The organism is Vibrio sp. V33_P6A3T137 (genome assembly GCF_009904835.1).
GTDB classification, from domain to species: domain Bacteria; phylum Pseudomonadota; class Gammaproteobacteria; order Enterobacterales; family Vibrionaceae; genus Vibrio; species Vibrio metschnikovii.
The window spans coordinates 53,703-70,041 of the sequence record NZ_WXWK01000139.1; the positions used below are offsets into that span (position 1 = coordinate 53,703).

The 16,339-nt window shown below is 46.4% G+C and carries 13 protein-coding genes; 3 read left to right on the top strand and 10 right to left on the bottom strand.

Going from position 1 to position 16,339, the window contains the following annotated elements:
* Positions 1 to 270 precede the first annotated feature (270 nt).
* The 3 genes from CAG60_RS13395 to CAG60_RS13405 all read left to right on the top strand — a co-directional run bounded on the left by CAG60_RS13395 (position 271) and on the right by CAG60_RS13405 (position 3,879).
* Positions 271 to 2,853, top strand: coding sequence for a TRAP transporter permease (locus tag CAG60_RS13395; protein WP_161439144.1), 2,583 nt, complete (start codon positions 271 to 273; stop codon positions 2,851 to 2,853).
* 68 nt (positions 2,854 to 2,921) lie between these two features.
* Complete coding sequence (locus CAG60_RS13400; RefSeq protein WP_161439145.1) at positions 2,922 to 3,359, top strand: universal stress protein; 438 nt, start codon at positions 2,922 to 2,924, stop codon at positions 3,357 to 3,359.
* A gap of 118 nt (positions 3,360 to 3,477) precedes the next feature.
* On the top strand, positions 3,478 to 3,879 hold the full coding sequence (locus tag CAG60_RS13405) for a DUF2061 domain-containing protein (protein ID WP_154169264.1): 402 nt from the start codon (positions 3,478 to 3,480) through the stop codon (positions 3,877 to 3,879).
* Positions 3,880 to 3,916: 37 nt separating this feature from the next.
* Here CAG60_RS13405 and CAG60_RS13410 read toward each other — a convergent pair whose 3' ends face one another.
* The 10 genes from CAG60_RS13410 to CAG60_RS13455 all read right to left on the bottom strand — a co-directional run bounded on the left by CAG60_RS13410 (position 3,917) and on the right by CAG60_RS13455 (position 16,214).
* The gene (locus tag CAG60_RS13410; protein ID WP_161439159.1) at positions 3,917 to 4,708 is read right to left on the bottom strand and encodes a glycosyl hydrolase 2 galactose-binding domain-containing protein; all 792 of its coding nucleotides are present in this window, start codon (positions 4,706 to 4,708) and stop codon (positions 3,917 to 3,919) included.
* Between the two features lie 139 nt (positions 4,709 to 4,847).
* Positions 4,848 to 5,270 (bottom strand): ribonuclease E inhibitor RraB, encoded by a 423-nt coding sequence (gene rraB, locus CAG60_RS13415; RefSeq protein ID WP_004396090.1) that lies wholly within the window; start codon positions 5,268 to 5,270, stop codon positions 4,848 to 4,850.
* A 132-nt stretch (positions 5,271 to 5,402) separates the two neighbouring features.
* Positions 5,403 to 6,848, bottom strand: a complete 1,446-nt coding sequence (gene tldD / locus CAG60_RS13420; protein ID WP_154169266.1) for a metalloprotease TldD — start codon at positions 6,846 to 6,848, stop codon at positions 5,403 to 5,405.
* Positions 6,845 to 7,678 carry a carbon-nitrogen hydrolase family protein gene (locus tag CAG60_RS13425; protein WP_161439146.1) on the bottom strand — a complete coding sequence of 278 codons (834 nt, stop codon included), beginning with the start codon at positions 7,676 to 7,678 and terminating at the stop codon, positions 6,845 to 6,847. Before CAG60_RS13425 ends, tldD begins: the two co-directional genes overlap by 4 nt.
* A gap of 15 nt (positions 7,679 to 7,693) precedes the next feature.
* Positions 7,694 to 11,560: a YhdP family protein gene (locus CAG60_RS13430; RefSeq protein ID WP_161439147.1), complete on the bottom strand. Its 3,867-nt coding sequence runs from the start codon at positions 11,558 to 11,560 to the stop codon at positions 7,694 to 7,696.
* 12 nt (positions 11,561 to 11,572) lie between these two features.
* Entirely contained in the window at positions 11,573 to 13,042 is a 1,470-nt protein-coding gene (gene rng, locus CAG60_RS13435; protein WP_161439148.1) for a ribonuclease G, read from the bottom strand.
* A 22-nt stretch (positions 13,043 to 13,064) separates the two neighbouring features.
* The gene (locus CAG60_RS13440) at positions 13,065 to 13,631 is read right to left on the bottom strand and encodes a Maf family protein (protein WP_004396095.1); all 567 of its coding nucleotides are present in this window, start codon (positions 13,629 to 13,631) and stop codon (positions 13,065 to 13,067) included.
* The gene (gene mreD, locus CAG60_RS13445; protein ID WP_040904712.1) at positions 13,628 to 14,116 is read right to left on the bottom strand and encodes a rod shape-determining protein MreD; all 489 of its coding nucleotides are present in this window, start codon (positions 14,114 to 14,116) and stop codon (positions 13,628 to 13,630) included. The genes CAG60_RS13440 and mreD overlap by 4 nt, the downstream gene beginning before the upstream one ends.
* Positions 14,103 to 14,993, bottom strand: coding sequence for a rod shape-determining protein MreC (gene mreC, locus CAG60_RS13450; RefSeq protein ID WP_161426213.1), 891 nt, complete (start codon positions 14,991 to 14,993; stop codon positions 14,103 to 14,105). The genes mreD and mreC overlap by 14 nt, the downstream gene beginning before the upstream one ends.
* Positions 14,994 to 15,170: 177 nt before the next feature.
* The gene (locus CAG60_RS13455) at positions 15,171 to 16,214 is read right to left on the bottom strand and encodes a rod shape-determining protein (protein WP_004396098.1); all 1,044 of its coding nucleotides are present in this window, start codon (positions 16,212 to 16,214) and stop codon (positions 15,171 to 15,173) included.
* Positions 16,215 to 16,339: the final 125 nt, after the last annotated feature.

Consider the following 16,339-nt stretch of genomic DNA (forward strand, 5'->3'; position numbering starts at 1 on the left):
AGTACTTTGTTTTATGGCTATCTATTTCCTCTCCTGACAACCATGGCTGACACAGTAAAGTGACTGAACATCAATGTTTTTAGGGGAAGGCATAGAATGATTATTTATTTGCACAGCACCCTCTTCTATTGAGCCTTCAGCGAACACCATACAGCCTAACGTTCAGCGTTATGTTGTGAATCTCCATGTACTTGAGAGTATCAATACCGTTCACTGACTATCGACTAAGCAATAGAAAAGGGATAACCATCAATATTAAGGATAACGTACATGACGCAGGCAACAACTCCGTCGCAGGATGTGCAAGAGATGGTTGCACAGGCAGATACTGGCGCAAGAAATCCACAGGGTTTCTCTGGGCGCATTTTGTGGTTTGTACCACTGTGCTGGTCTCTTTTCCAACTTTGGTATGCTTCACCCCTGCCATTTATTTTTAACTTTGCGATTTTAAATGATACCGAAGCTCGCGCTATCCATTTAAGCTTTGCGGTTTTTCTCGCTTTTACCGCTTATCCCGCGTTAAAACATTCTCCCCGTGACCGCATTCCAGCCGTGGATTGGGTCTTAGCTCTGGCGGGCAGCTTCTCGGCTGCTTATATCTATCTTTTTTATACTTCTTTATCCGGTCGCTCCGGTGCACCCACCGATACTGACATCATTGTTGCTGGTATGGGTATGCTGCTGCTCCTGGAAGCTACACGTCGTGCATTAGGTCCGCCGTTAATGTGTGTGGCAGGGCTCTTTTTGCTCTACACCTTTGCTGGGCCACATATGCCCGACGTCATCGCACACAAAGGGGCAAGCTTTAATAAGGCCATGTCCCATCTCTGGCTGACTACTGAAGGCGTATTTGGTATCGCTTTAGGGGTTTCGACTTCTTTTGTGTTCTTATTCGTGCTCTTTGGTGCGATGCTAGAACGGGCCGGTGCTGGTGCTTATTTTATCAAAGTGGCGTTTTCTTTACTCGGTCACATGCGTGGCGGACCGGCGAAAGCAGCCGTTGTCGCCTCAGGACTGTCCGGTTTAGTCTCAGGGTCGTCGATAGCTAACGTGGTCACAACCGGGACCTTTACTATTCCGCTCATGAAGCGAGTGGGTTTTTCTGGTACGAAAGCTGGAGCCATCGAAGTCGCCGCTTCAACCAATGGTCAGCTTACGCCACCAATCATGGGCGCTGCGGCCTTTTTGATGGTCGAATACGTGGGTATCTCTTATGTCGAGGTGATCCGAGCAGCCCTACTACCTGCGCTTATCTCGTACATTGCGCTTATCTATATTGTCCACCTAGAAGCTTGTAAAGCAGGGATGACTGGCCTACCTCGCCGTCGCCCTTCAACGTTACTCAACAGTTTGCTCTCTTTCACTGGCACCATTTTAGGGTTATGTGTAGTGAGTGCAGTGGTCTATTACGGGGTCGGTTGGACAAAAGATGTGTTTGGCGCGGCAGCGACACCGATCGTCACGCTGGCACTGTTAATCTGTTATTTTTTGCTGTTGAAAATCTCCGCTCAATACACTCACGAGCGTGAATTTAGTTTGGATGAAAACATTCAGGAAATCCCAGACGTTGGCCCAACAGTCAAATCTGGACTGCATTACTTACTGCCGATCGTGGTCTTAGTCTGGTGTTTGACCGTTGAGCGTTTCTCCCCCGGATTGTCGGCTTTCTGGGCCAGTGTGTTTATGATTTTTATTCTCTTAACGCAAAGACCGATCATTGCTTGGTTTAATCGCACTAACGATGCCGCTCAACAAGCCAAAGCTGGCGTTACAGACTTACTCGAAAGTTTGGTGTCTGGTGCACGCAATATGATAGGGATTGGTGTCGCGACCGCCGCTGCTGGCACCGTGGTTGGTGTAGTCACCTTAACGGGCATTGGCTTAGTGATGACCGACTTTGTCGAGTTTATCTCTGGCGGTAACATTATGCTGATGTTGCTGTTCACCGCTGTGATTAGCTTACTTTTAGGCATGGGATTACCGACAACTGCCAACTACATTGTAGTATCGACGTTGATGGCTCCGGTGATCGTCACCTTAGGCGCACAGAGTGGATTGATCATTCCATTAATTGCCGTACACCTGTTTGTATTTTATTTCGGTATTTTAGCCGATGATACGCCCCCTGTCGGTCTGGCTGCTTTTGCTGCTGCCGCAATAGCGAAATCGGACCCCATTCGTACCGGTATTCAAGGCTTCACCTACGACATACGAACCGCTATTTTGCCATTTATGTTTATCTTTAATACCCAGTTATTATTGATGGGCATTGAATCATGGTGGCACTTAGCCTTAACCGTCGGCTCCTCGATCATCGCCATGCTGTTATTTTCAGCCGCGACTCAAGGCTGGTGGTTTACCAAAGCAAAATGGTGGGAAGTCCTGTTGCTGTTGCTGCTGACCTTTAGCTTTTTACGACCTGGATTTTGGTGGGACAAAATTTATCCGGCTAAGTATCAATACCCAGGTACGGACTTAGCCTATATCGTCGATAAAGCGCCGGTGGGTCAACCGATTGTGATGAGCGTCGCAGGAGAAACCTTAATGGGCGACTATGTGTCGAAAACCGTGCAACTGCCGTTTGATGATCGAGCGCTAACGGCCGAAGAACGGATTCGTTCGATGGGGCTTACCGTTAATAAGATCAATAATCGAATGCTGATCGACGCTGTTGAGTTTCGTAGTCCAGCTGAAGCGGCAGGGATCGATTTTGATTGGGAAGTCCGTACGGTCGTCGTGGATAGCGATCGTCCAATGAAAGAATGGGTCTTTGTCCCTGCACTGTTGCTGACCTTACTGCTTGGCTGGAATCAAAGACGCCGCGCCCTCAAGAAAACGGCAATACAACCTTAACCTATTATGACTTTGCTTTCCCCTGGCTATCGAATCTGCGGGGGAAAGCCATACAGAGATAAAAAACCATGTATAAACATATCTTAGTCCCCGTCGATTTAAATGAACAAGGCTTTGCTGATAAAGCCGCACAAAGTGCGGTATGGCAAGCAAGACACAGTGGTGCTCAACTGCATCTTTTAACCGTACTACCGGGTATTCACATGTCGATGGTCGCAACTTATTTCCCGCGTGACGCTGCCAATAAAATGAAGCAAGACGTTGGGCAACGTTTACAAGCATTTGCTCAGCAGTATCTGCCAGAGGACATTCACTATCAGTTGCATGTCACTGAAGGAAAGCCCTACACGACCATTCTGGAATATGCCGCCAAGCTCAAGGCAGAGTTAATTATTATGCCCAGCCATAAGCGCTCACGAATGGACAAAGTGATGCTCGGTTCGGTAGCCAGCAAGGTCGTCGAGAACGCCCCCATCCCCGTTTTAGTCATCAAACCACAAGGTTAATTAGCAAACGGAAGGTTCATCGATTTTACCGATGAGATTAATTGTTCGATTCTCCTTTTCTTTTTGAGAATAATTATCAATAATGTTTACATCAAAAAGAAATAGGTGGGACCGGATCATGAAAAAAACACTCAGCTTCGCTGCTATTCACTTTACCATCGCTTTTACTATCGCTTATCTACTGACAGGCGATATCATTCTCGGTAGTTTAATCGCTATGCTGGAGCCGATGGTCAATACTGTCGCTTTTTATTTCCATGAACGGGTATGGACTCAGCATCCAGCACTGCAACGTTACGCGGGCAAGACTCGGATAAAAACCGCCAGCTTCGCCGTCATCCACTTTAGCGTTGCTTTTGGTATTGCTTATTTACTCACTGGAAGTTGGTTAATTGGCGGCATCATGGCGATGATTGAACCCAGCTTTAATACCTGTGCTTACTACTTTCATGAAAAAGTATGGCAAAGCTTGCATCCGCAGAAAAAAAGCACCGACAAACACTTTGGCTGTGCACACTAGGTAACATGAGCCAAAATGATCGGAGCCACCCGCCGCGTTATAACGGAAAATGAGTGACACACAAGGTGTCACTCAATGCCAGTTTAACCGAGGCTTGTTGTCCGTCTAACTCAACATCAATCGTGTAAAGATCTTCAGGATTCGGTTTTTCTGCGTTGTAATAGCGAGGCGCATCGACTTGGAAAATAGCCGTTACATGATCACTGCGTACATCTATCGGTAAATGGTAAGTCATACCATCAAAACGAACTGCCGCCGACACTAAACCCGTTGCGTAGGTAGTGAAGTAAAGATTCACTAACAGCTCACAGCCACCACCATGATGCCAGATTTGCTCTGTCGTTAGATGCTCAAGACGTAAGTGAGAAATAGCCTGTAAATAAGGCGCTCGCCAAATACCTATCCTCGAGTCGTATGCGACTCGCTTTTCTTCACCAAGCGGACAAATTGGCTCTTCAATCAACCAATCGTCTTCCTGATTTAAGAATAAAATTTCAAACCGATTTCGACCTAACTTAAGCAGCGAGCGGATCTCTTTTTTATAGCGATGTTGCGTCCCATCACAATCAAAAATAGCGGCACCATTAAGACGTACCTCGGCAGGATAATCGATTCCCGCTATCACAACATCAATAGCAGCAAACGCTAAGAGATGGTCATCGACTTCAATATCATGCATTAAATGCCATTCTTGCTGCGCGAGATCATGCTCGGCCAATTCACTTGGCAAGGCGCAACTGAATGGATTGGGAAAATAAAGATCAACTTGAGGAATGGATACGTCTGTCAGAGGCGAAAGCTGCCATGGACCAGAGAGAGAAAACTGCATTGTCATTGATTATCTTGAGCAAATTTATCTCATATATACCTGAGCGGGATCAAAAATACCAGCCGGCTGACTGGTATTTACTGTGACAAATTAATTGCTCACTGTGGCCGCGTTAATCGATAACGGCAACCACTGAAGGTTAGGCTTGCTCTTCGTCTTCGTCATCTTCTTCTGGATAAAGGGCATCTTCACCTTCGTAATACGTGCCCCACCCGTCGTAGATAACATCAAACTTTTCAGCTAACTCGACCAATTTTGCGACTTGCTGATCGATCGCTTGCGGGTCCAAAACCGATTGCATCGTCGCATCAAAACAGAACAGTTTATGACCATCTTCATCTTCAGTCTCTTCCGCTTCCAATACTTCAAAACCCAGTTTGAAAGCTTCAACGGCCGCTTTCTCTAAAATTTCAAAATCTTCAGCAAACAAGTGATGCTCGATATCGTACAAGGCTTCTGGATCACTGCCGTCGTCGAGTAGTGCTTGGATAATATCGCGAGTCTCTTCTTTTTGCATTTCGATAAAGGCTTCAACAGAGAGATATTCATCTTCATGAGACATAATGGTGACTCCAGAGTTTATAAACAGGCTCAAAAATTAGCGCGAAATATCGCACGGATCGTCAATAATTACTACCGAGAAAAGCCGCTTTACACTAACTTCTCGTGTAAGCGGCCGATTTTATTCCGTCAATTATTCTGTCCCACCCACAGTTAACGCATCCAACTTCAACGTTGGTTGGCCAACACCGACCGGAACACTTTGTCCCGCTTTACCACAGACACCAACACCGCGATCAATGCTCAGATCATTACCGACCATTGAGACTTGCTGCATCGCTTCAATACCAGAGCCAATTAATGTCGCTCCCTTGATAGGGCGTGTCACTTTACCATTTTCAATCAAATACGCCTCTGAGGCCGAGAAAACAAATTTTCCAGAAGTAATATCCACTTGACCACCCCCAAAATTAGGCGCGTAAATCCCTTTCTTAACACTGGCAATGATCTCTTCTGGAGTATGCTCGCCGGGTAACATATAGGTATTGGTCATGCGAGGCATCGGCAAATGAGCATAGGATTCACGACGACCATTTCCCGTTGGGGCAACGCCCATTAAATGCGCATTGTGCTTATCTTGCATGTAACCTTTAAGCACACCTTTTTCAATCAGCACATTGTATTGACCGTGGACCCCTTCATCATCGACATTCAATGAACCACGTAAATCCTTTAACGTTCCATCATCGACAATCGTGCACAGCTTAGAGGTCACTTGCTGACCGATTTTTCCAGAGAAAACCGAAGACCCTTTACGATTGAAATCACCTTCCAAGCCATGCCCTACCGCTTCATGCAATAAGACACCAGGCCATCCAGAACCCAATACTACTGGCATGGTACCCGCAGGAGCCGCCACCGCTTCTAAATTCACCAACGCTTGGCGAATCGCTTCATCGGCGTAGGCAAAAGCAATTTTTTGGCCATTTTCTTCATTTAAAAAGTAATCATAATTAAATCGGCCGCCGCCTCCTGCGCTGCCGCGCTCACGACGATCGCCTTTTTTAGCCAACACGGAGATCGATAAACGCACCAACGGACGAATATCACCAGCATAAGTCCCATCAGTTGCCGCAACCAGCATCTGTTCATGAACCCCACTCAGGCTCACCGAGACTTCTTGAATCAAAGGCTCTTTGGTTCGAATATAAGCATCGAGCTGTTGTAGTAGCTCAGTTTTTTTCTGTTTTTGCCAATTCTCTAATGGGTTATCCGCCGCATAATATGCTTGGTTATCACTGCGTCGAAACGCCTGAACCTGACCATTTTTGGCTTGAGTCGCAATGCCTCGTGCGGCAATCGCACTTTGCTTTAATCCATCAAGCTGAATTTGATCCGAGTAAGCAAAACCGGTTTTTTCACCGCTGATCGCCCGTACACCAACCCCACAGTCGATATTAAATGAACCATCTTTAATAATGCTATCTTCTAAAACCAGCGATTCATGCCAACTCGATTGAAAATAGAGATCAGCATAATCAATATCGCGAGTCATGATACTGGCTAGCGTGTCAGCAATATCCTGTTCAGTCAGGCCGGTTGGGGCGAGTAACGCTTGTTCAATACGGGTAATACTCATAGCGGATTCTTTTTCTCTATAAATTGATGATGAAAACGTGTGTGCTCAAGCACGGGCATGTTTTGACGAATAGTTTGCAGCGAGCGTAAATCAATATCGACCAAGAGATTATCGGCTTCACAACCGAGAGCGGCAGTGATCTCTCCCCAAGGGTTGATCACCATCGAATGTCCCCAAGTCTGCCTTCCCCCTGCGTGCTGCCCTGTTTGTCCAACGGCGACGACCCAACACTGAGTTTCAATCGCTCTCGCCCGTAATAACAACTCCCAGTGGGCTTGACCAGTCACAGCGGTAAACGCAGCAGGAACCAGTAAAATTTGTGCACCTTTTCGGCGTAGCTCACTGTATAAGGTAGCAAAACGCAGATCATAACAAATCGATAAGCCTAAATTAGCCAATCCCGTGTTCGCTACCACTACGCGCTGTCCCGCACAGAATAACGACGATTCACGATAACAGCGATGCTGATCAGCGACATCAACATCGAACAAGTGTAGCTTATCATAGTCTGCTAGCCATTCGCCCTGAGGTCCGAATAAAATCGAGGTACTGGTGATCCCCGTTGTCCGCCGAATGGGTAAGCTCCCCAGCAGTAAATAAACCTGATGCTGTTTAGCCAATAGAGCGAACCGCTGCTGAATAGGTCCTACATTCAATGGCTCTGCATTTTGCTGGTATTGCATATGGCTAGCAAATAGGGTCGCGTTTTCTGGCGTAACTATCAATTGTGCGCCTTGGCTCGCCAGCTGGGCGACCTGCTGTTCAATGTAACTTAGGTTATCATTTACGACGTCACTTGACGTCATTTGCACCAATCCTATTCGCAGCATGATTCTCTCCTTGGCTTATTTTTTTAGTCGCTCAGGCAACTTAAATTCCCCTTTACGACGTGATATTTCACGTACATTCGGCGAGTTCAAAGGCCCTTTAACCTCATAATTAACTTGAGTAAACACCTCAACGACCGGTGAAATAACCGTAGTGATCGCTAACACATATAAGGCGGTAACTGGAGTAACGGCAAACGCTGTCATCACAGGGATCCCAGAGGTAAGATCAGGAACAAAGTTCACTTGTGCATCCACCATCTGGGTATTGAGATCCGCCATACCACGGATGGTCATTTCACCAGCAATCGCATCCATTTTAATATTATTGGTCACAAAAATACCTTGCTCGATATCTCCACTACCCGTTATACGGCTGAACGCCATCCCTTTGTCAAAAATATCGCTAAAATCGAGCTGCATTTTACGAATGATCGAATCGAGACTGAATAATCCAAGCAGATTCGCCGCCCCACTGACATTAGAAATAACCCCTTTACCTAATTCCGTTTCTACCGAACCCCGTAAGGTATTAATGCGCATCGACCATGGCGCACCGTCCCATTCGCTATGACTTTTCAGCGAAAAGGGGGCTCGTTGTATCCCTGAGGTGATCCCAAAACGTTCCATAAGATCACTGTTATTCTCGCCTTGCATATCGATATTCATCAGGGTATGACTGTGATCTTCAGTTAGTGTCCACTCACCACTAATATTGATTTGATTGGTACCGCTGACAATATCAATTTTTTTCCAAGCTAAAGTATCGCCCTGACGCTGAAAGTCCATACTCAGCTTACCGACGCTGTATCCTTGTAGCCAAAAATCATCAATCACGAGAGTGAGATTCGGCATTAACTGATGAAAACGGCGATCAAACTCGGAGATCAGTGGCGCATCTTGCTTTTCTCTATCAATCAACAGACTGTGACCTTGATGTTGATCGAGCTGTGGAAGATAGAGGTGGAGACGTTGTAAAGCCACCGTCAGATCATAAGGTTGAATATAACTGGCTTGGCCTTGCACCTCTTGGCTATTGACCGTTACTGACCATCCAAGATTTTTTTGGCGTGCACTGAAGGCAACATCATGCCACTCTAAACCAGCGAAAGTGAGCTCTTGGACATCAACGTCGACTCGCTCAGGAATCGGCAGACTTGGTGTTTGCAACTCAGCTAACACACTGACCGCTTGGCTATCCGGTTGCTGATCAAGAATATCCAGCCATTGATCAAGATTAAATCTCTCACTGCGAATCTGAACATCATGCCCGGCGACAGGGCTCATTTTAAAACTGCCTTGCCCCAGCAACAAATAGCTTGCCGTTAAGTGTGGCACTGGCTGAGTAATATCAATCTCAGTTTGGTACTTCGCATCAGGCAGTTGTAAACGAGCGGACACCGTTTGCTGGTTACCCGAGGCTTGCAAACGTGCCGTGCCTTGACGGTTGGCAGGTTTACCCAAAGGATATGGATAGTCACTCGCGATAGACTGTAAATTAGCCTGTGCATCGATTTGATAAGTAAAGCCAACATCATTGAGCTGAATATTGACCCCCATTTGCCAAGGCGCATGACCAGTGACCGGCGCTATCCAGTGCTCACCGACATAAGGCGCTAGCGGCAAGATATCCCAGTCACCGACTAAATCGATTCCGACATGATAACCTTGCGCGGCACTCTCACCTTTAAAATCAAAGGAAATCGGTTGTGTGAGCAGCTCGCCGGTTAGCCCTGCGGCCGAGACCTGATCATTATCAAAATGAATTCGTCCCGATACACCATTTAACGTCATGGGTGGCGTGTTGATCTCAACCTGATTATTCATCAAATCGGCCCACCCCCACGCTCGAACATCATGACCATGCGCAAAAGGAATCGCTAATTGGAACTGAGAATTGACCAGTCCACGTACGTCAATCGCGGTTAATGCAGCGCCAACGGAATCGACTAATGGGCTTGCGGTCATATAATCTCGCACCGCATTACCTTGAGCTTTCACCGTGGCACTGAGTTCTAACCAACCATCTTCAGACAAGTGAGCAATTTGTCCAACAATCCGCTCCGCCTCGACATCCATTAATGTCGCTGACCGAGAATCAAGGTACATGGATTCATTTTCAAACAGTAGATCTAGCTGTAGATCGGTGATCGCTGGCCAGGCGGTATCAAAGCTGAATTTCGCGTTTTTTAAACCGACCCAAGCTTGGAAAATACCGTTGTTATCCTGATAAGGAAACGCGGCTAGTTCGCCATACCAAAGTAATTTAGCGGTATCAACGTTACCGCCCTGAATCGATGTCGATAAGTAATCGGTAAGAGACTGGCCCAGTGCTCTCGTAGGTAAATAACGCCACGTTTCGCCCGCATTGTAGAGATCGGCTTCGGCATAAAAAGATAAGAAGGGCTCTCCTTGCGCCGGAAAATCAAGCCGAAATGCACCTAATACTTGAAGATCATCGGTCGCAGCGCTTACCTTATCGGCCCATAAACGCCAACCGTTTTCATCACGCTGCCACACCAGATCAACCGCGCCTTGACGCAGAGACAGCGGCGCTTGAAACACATCACCATAAGGCAGTGTTTCATCAGTCAAGCTCGCATGTATCACGGCGCTCTCTGCCGTCCCTCGGATAGTAGCTTGCAGATGCTCGATCCCGGGCAACAAATCCCACTGCTTAATCCCGCCTTGATTCACTCGAACAGAATACTGGATATCATCGTCTTGATTCACTGACAGTCGCACATCATCCAACAAACCATGGGGTTCTAAATGTGCAAGCCAGCTTTGCGCTGTTTGTGAATTTGGTATCAGTCTGACCAATGGCGTTAAGGTGGGTAGTGCCAGTTGAGAGACATTCAATCGCCAACCTTGTGGCTGCCAATCTAAAGCGAAATCCAATTCCGGCCATGGATTATCATCGGTTCGCAATTTGAGTGAGTGAGCGCTAACTTGCCAACCATTTTCTGTTGGAAAGAGTTGAACAATCCCCGACTCTAGCAGTAACTCATGCCATTCCGTATCATGCCACGCGAGCTCTGAAGGTTTGAGTTCAACATAACCATCAATAGGCTGATTATGCTGCAACGTGACCCAAGCATTAAAACTGATCAAACCACGCTCAATTCCCGTGGCATCAGCCAAATAACGCGTTAACCACGGACGGACTCGCAGTTTATCGGCACTGATATAAAATTGCCCCGAAACATCACGCAATGAACCATGATCTTTAAAGTGAGCACTAACTTTTAATGAGTTAATTTCGCTATCGGCTAAACTGATGATCCCTTCCGCGATGTGTTGACGCCCACGATTCTTCCAATGCAGTTTTTCGACATCTAATTGACGAAAGTCGCCCGCCATCGTTTGATAAAGAATGGTCGAATCTTGAATAGAAAAATCATCGAGCTGACGTAAGAATAAATCGTCTAAGCGCTGTAGAATTCGTCCTTGATCACCGGTTTGGTTTGATGGCTCATCCGATGCTTGGTTGATTGCCAACCAATCAACAGAACGAACATCGAGATTTAATTGATGAATAACGAGATTGGCCACCACAGGCGATCGCTGTCTGAAGCTTTCTAATAAATCAAACTCGACATCAATCCGTGCGGTTTCAAGTTGTATTTGACTGCCATCAGGCAGGTTCGCCTGAACCCCTTGCAGAGCAAGCGAAGGATGGGTATTACGCCAAAAGCCACGCACATCGGCAATGGTAATTTGAATTTGGGTTTGTTCACCAACCCACTGTTGAATCTCGTCTTTAAAACGATTCATTTCTGGTAAGACGATACGTAAAGTGGTGATGACCAAGGCCAGCACCACCAACAGACTTACCAGTAACCACAACACTATCCGCCTAAGGCGAGTTAATATCGAAAGCACTCACAATCCTACTTACATCATGACAACATCAAATTGCTCTTGTACATACAAAGGTTCCGCTTGAATACGAACTTGCTTACCAATAAACACCTCTAATTCCGCAAGTGAGTGAGACTCATCTCCTTGCAAGGTATCCGCGACGGCCGGTGAGGCATACACGACAAATTTATCGGCGTCATAAGCACGATTCACTCGGGTAATTTCACGTAAAATTTCAAAACAGACCGTCTCAACGGTTTTTACGCTGCCACGCCCTTCACAAGTTGGACAAGTCGAACACAGAACATGTTCAATACTTTCGCGAGTTCGTTTACGGGTCATTTCCACTAAGCCTAATTGAGTAAAACCATTGATATTGGTTTTTACTCGATCTTTGCTTAACGCCGCTTCAAGAGAGGCCAATACACGCTTACGATGGTCATCTGAAATCATATCGATAAAATCAATGATGATGATCCCGCCAAGATTACGCAGTCTCAGCTGGCGCGCAATGGCTTGAGTGGCTTCAACATTGGTATTAAAAATCGTTTCTTCGAGATTTCGACGCCCAACAAAAGCCCCAGTATTGATGTCCACGGTGGTCATCGCCTCAGTTTGATCAATGATCAAGTAGCCACCCGATTTGAGCTCAACTTTTCGTTCTAACGAACGCTGAATCTCATTCTCGGTGTCATACATATCAAAAATCGGCTTATCGCCTTCATACAAGCTTAATTTATCGGTCAGTTCAGGGACGTATTCAGAGGTAAACTCAAGCAAATTATCGAACTCTGTTCGCGAATCGACCAAAATCTTGGTTAACTCAGTACCAACAAAATCACGCAAAATTCGTTGCGCTAGGCCCAGCTCACCATACAACGTGGTACGCGTTTTGTATTTCGCACGCCGCTCGATGATTTTGGTCCATAGCCGTTTTAAAAACGCAGCATCTTGTGCTAACTCTTTTTCATTCGCCCCTTCGGCTGCGGTACGAATAATAAAGCCGCCATGTTCATCACAATATTGACCGACGACACTTTTTAAACGATTTCGCTCTCGCTCACTTTCAATGCGTTGCGAAACACCGACATGAATGGCACCCGGCATATAAACCAAATAACGAGAAGGAAGCGTGATATCCGTGGTTAAGCGAGCGCCTTTGGTGCCTAATGGATCTTTCACCACTTGCACCACAATATCTTGCCCTTGACGCACGAGCTCAGAAATGTCGCGCACCTTAAACTGTTGCTTCTCGTTTTCAGCAACGCATTCCGTGTGGGGCACAATATCAGAGGCGTGCAAAAATGCCGCTTTATCTAAACCAATATCAACAAACGCCGCCTGCATACCGGGTAAGACACGACTGACTTTACCTTTATAAATATTCCCGACAATACCCCGTTTGGCTTCGCGTTCTATGTGGATCTCTTGCAGTACTCCACCTTCAATCATCGCTACCCGAGTTTCACTTGGGGTAACGTTTAACAACAACTCCGCACTCATGAGCGCACCTCAATGATGTAAGTTATAAAAATTCGTGCAAGAGCTGGTCCGTTTCATAAAGAGGCAAGCCGACCACGGCGTAATAACTGCCTTCTATTCGAGTGACAAAGCGTCCCCCTAATCCTTGAATGGCATAACTGCCCGCTTTATCGCAAGGCTCACCCGTTTGCCAATAATGCTCAATCTCTGGTTCAGATAATGCTTTAAACCACACCTCGGTAGTGACCAGTATCGAGCGCTGGCGATCAGCACTGACCACCGTTACCGCAGTCATCACTTGATGGCTAGTATTAGAAAGCTGTAACAGCATGCGTCGAGCATCAGCAAAATCTTGCGGTTTTTCCAGCACTTGTTCATTCAAGACAACAATCGTATCCGATCCGAGTACAACCGCGTCTGAGTTAGCCATCGCCAACCCTGCGCGTGCTTTATCCTCAGAGAGACGTAACACATAATCTTGGGCAGATTCTTCTGTTTGACGCTGTTCTTGCACATTAGGCACGACAATATCAAAATCGTATCCCAACTGAGCCAATAGCTCACGTCGCCTCGGAGAACCTGAGGCGAGCAGTAATTTTTTATGGTTCATTTTATATTCCAATGGCGACGAATACGGCGCAGTAATAAAAACATCCATGGCCAAAGTATACAGCTAATCACGCCACTCCAGAGTGACAAAGGGTTAAAAGTGACATCTTGTATTAAAAACTCACCACAAAAAATCAGTACCTCTAACCCCATCGCTAATAAAGCAATCACAATCGCTTGCTGCCAGAGTGCCATATTACGCAGTAATAAAAAGTTAACCGCGACAAGGTAAATCACGATGGACATCATCATGCCACGAATGCCGAGTGTGGAGCCGAGTAAAAGATCCCACAACAAGCCCATGATAAATGCAGTACCGACATTAACCCGATGAGGTAAGGCCATTACCCAATAGCAGATCACTAACAGCAACCAAGAAGGACGCAGTAGATCTAATGTACCCGGCCAAGGGATCGTTTGTACAATTAGCGCTAATAAAAATGAGCCCCAAATCACTAAGCGGCTTGACCAATCATTGCGAGCCATGTCGTGCCTCCTTAAGCATATGTTGAGGCGTGGCTTGTAATACCTTTTGCTGCCGATCTTCATTCGGCCAAATCAACAGCAAATAGCGCAAACGGGTAAAATCAACTACCGGAGTGGCTTTGATCACGGCAAATTCACGTCGAGTATCTTTATCTACCTCAGCAAGATAAGCTACTGGATAACCTTCTGGGTAAATCCCTCCCAATCCAGACGTCACTAACATATCTCCTACGTTCATATCCGTACTGGTGGCAATGTGCTCAAGTTGAATCTCATCCGTTTGTCCATTACCGGAAGCAATCACACGAATATCGTTACGAATGTTTTGCACGGGTATGGCGCTATTAGGGTCGATTAATAGTAGAACTCGGCTATTATGTGCGGCGACAAACGTCACCTGACCAACAATCCCTTTTTCATTAATGACCGGTTGACCTTCATAAACGCCATCCACTCGACCTTTATCGATCACGACTTGATGACGATAAGGTGAGGTATCGACCCCCATCACCTCAGCAACCACTTTTTTCTCATCACGGACAAAAGACGACCCAAGTAACTTACGCAGACGTTGGTTCTCTTCACGATATTGATCCAACAAAATGAGATCACTTTTCAAGATCAATACTTCACGTTTTAAACCATGATTACTCTCCATCAGTTGCTGACGAGAGCTGAATCGATCATAGAAACCATCAAACATACTGCGCGGTAAATCAGCAGCGTATTGAATCGGCGCCACAGCACTGTTTAAGAGAAAACGGACCTGAGAGAAGGCATCTAAACGACTGTCAGCTAGCATTAAGCTGGCTGAAGCGATCACGGCGAAAAAGAGACGTTGCTGTAAAGAGGGTCCTCGACCAAATATAGGCTTCATGTTAAATAATCCCAAATGTTGATTCAGGCATCAGGCGACACCTGTACCCAAACAACTTGGCGTTGCAGCAAGGCGACAGGTAGACAAACCCCAACGCATAGGTAAATACTATGTGTTGGGGTCTACTAACTTAGCCAATACCACTAACGCTGCAAGCAGATAGGGCATTATTCGCCATTACTCGTCACTGAACAGATCGCCGCCGTGCATATCAATCATTTCTAATGCTTTACCGCCACCACGAGCAACACAGGTCAACGGATCATCAGCGATCACCACAGGAATACCCGTCTCTTCGGTCAATAAACGATCGAGCTCTTTCAGTAGTGCGCCACCACCGGTCAGTACCATGCCATTCTCAGAGATATCTGAAGCCAGCTCTGGCGGACACTGCTCTAAAGCGACCATTACTGCAGAAACAATTCCACTTAGCGGCTCTTGTAGGGCTTCGAGAATTTCATTGGAATTAAGGGTAAAACTCCGCGGAACCCCTTCCGCTAAGTTTCGACCACGCACTTCAATTTCAAGCACTTGATCGCCAGGATAGGCAGAACCAATTTCATGTTTGATTCTTTCTGCGGTTGCTTCACCAATCAAACTGCCGTAATTACGACGCACATAATTAATGATCGCTTCATCAAAACGGTCACCACCGATACGCACGGAAGAAGAATAAACAACGCCGTTTAGCGAGATAACCGCCACTTCGGTAGTACCACCACCGATATCGATCACCATTGAACCGGTTGGCTCAGAAACACGAAGACCAGCACCGATCGCCGCCGCCATTGGCTCATCAATCAAATAGACTTCACGAGCACCAGCGCCAAGCGCTGATTCACGAATCGCGCGGCGCTCAACTTGAGTCGACCCACAAGGCACACAAACCAAAACGCGAGGGCTTGGTTTTAATACGCTGTTGTCATGCACTTGACGAATAAAATGCTGTAGCATTTTCTCGGTGACATAAAAATCAGCAATTACGCCATCTTTCATTGGACGAATGGCAGAGATATTACCCGGCGTACGGCCAAGCATTTGTTTAGCCGCATGGCCGACAGCAGCCACAGTTTTACCACCGCGCCCTTTATCTTGGCGGATGGCAACAACAGAAGGTTCATTAAGGACAATCCCTTGACCTTTTACATAAATAAGCGTGTTGGCAGTACCTAAATCTATTGATAGGTCATTGGAAAACATGCCACGAAGTTTCTTAAACATAATCTTCGTTCGTCCTGCAAGGTGAATAAAATGAAAATTGCACTAAATGTACCAATGCCTTGCAATCACAGCAAGGCGTTGATCCATAAACATGAAGGAAAACCCATAATTTCTGACCATTCCCT

Bases quoted from the DNA above. Each gene is read 5' to 3' on its own strand.
- CAG60_RS13395 (WP_161439144.1), top strand. From the start codon at position 271: ATGACGCAGGCAACAACTCCGTCGCAGGATGTGCAAGAGATGGTTGCA.
- CAG60_RS13400 (WP_161439145.1), top strand. From the start codon at position 2,922: ATGTATAAACATATCTTAGTCCCCGTCGATTTAAATGAACAAGGCTTT.
- CAG60_RS13405 (WP_154169264.1), top strand. From the start codon at position 3,478: ATGAAAAAAACACTCAGCTTCGCTGCTATTCACTTTACCATCGCTTTT.
- CAG60_RS13410 (WP_161439159.1), bottom strand. From the start codon at position 4,708: ATGCAGTTTTCTCTCTCTGGTCCATGGCAGCTTTCGCCTCTGACAGAC.
- rraB (WP_004396090.1), bottom strand. From the start codon at position 5,270: ATGTCTCATGAAGATGAATATCTCTCTGTTGAAGCCTTTATCGAAATG.
- tldD (WP_154169266.1), bottom strand. From the start codon at position 6,848: ATGAGTATTACCCGTATTGAACAAGCGTTACTCGCCCCAACCGGCCTG.
- CAG60_RS13425 (WP_161439146.1), bottom strand. From the start codon at position 7,678: ATGCTGCGAATAGGATTGGTGCAAATGACGTCAAGTGACGTCGTAAAT.
- rng (WP_161439148.1), bottom strand. From the start codon at position 13,042: ATGAGTGCGGAGTTGTTGTTAAACGTTACCCCAAGTGAAACTCGGGTA.
- CAG60_RS13440 (WP_004396095.1), bottom strand. From the start codon at position 13,631: ATGAACCATAAAAAATTACTGCTCGCCTCAGGTTCTCCGAGGCGACGT.
- mreD (WP_040904712.1), bottom strand. From the start codon at position 14,116: ATGGCTCGCAATGATTGGTCAAGCCGCTTAGTGATTTGGGGCTCATTT.
- mreC (WP_161426213.1), bottom strand. From the start codon at position 14,993: ATGAAGCCTATATTTGGTCGAGGACCCTCTTTACAGCAACGTCTCTTT.
- CAG60_RS13455 (WP_004396098.1), bottom strand. From the start codon at position 16,214: ATGTTTAAGAAACTTCGTGGCATGTTTTCCAATGACCTATCAATAGAT.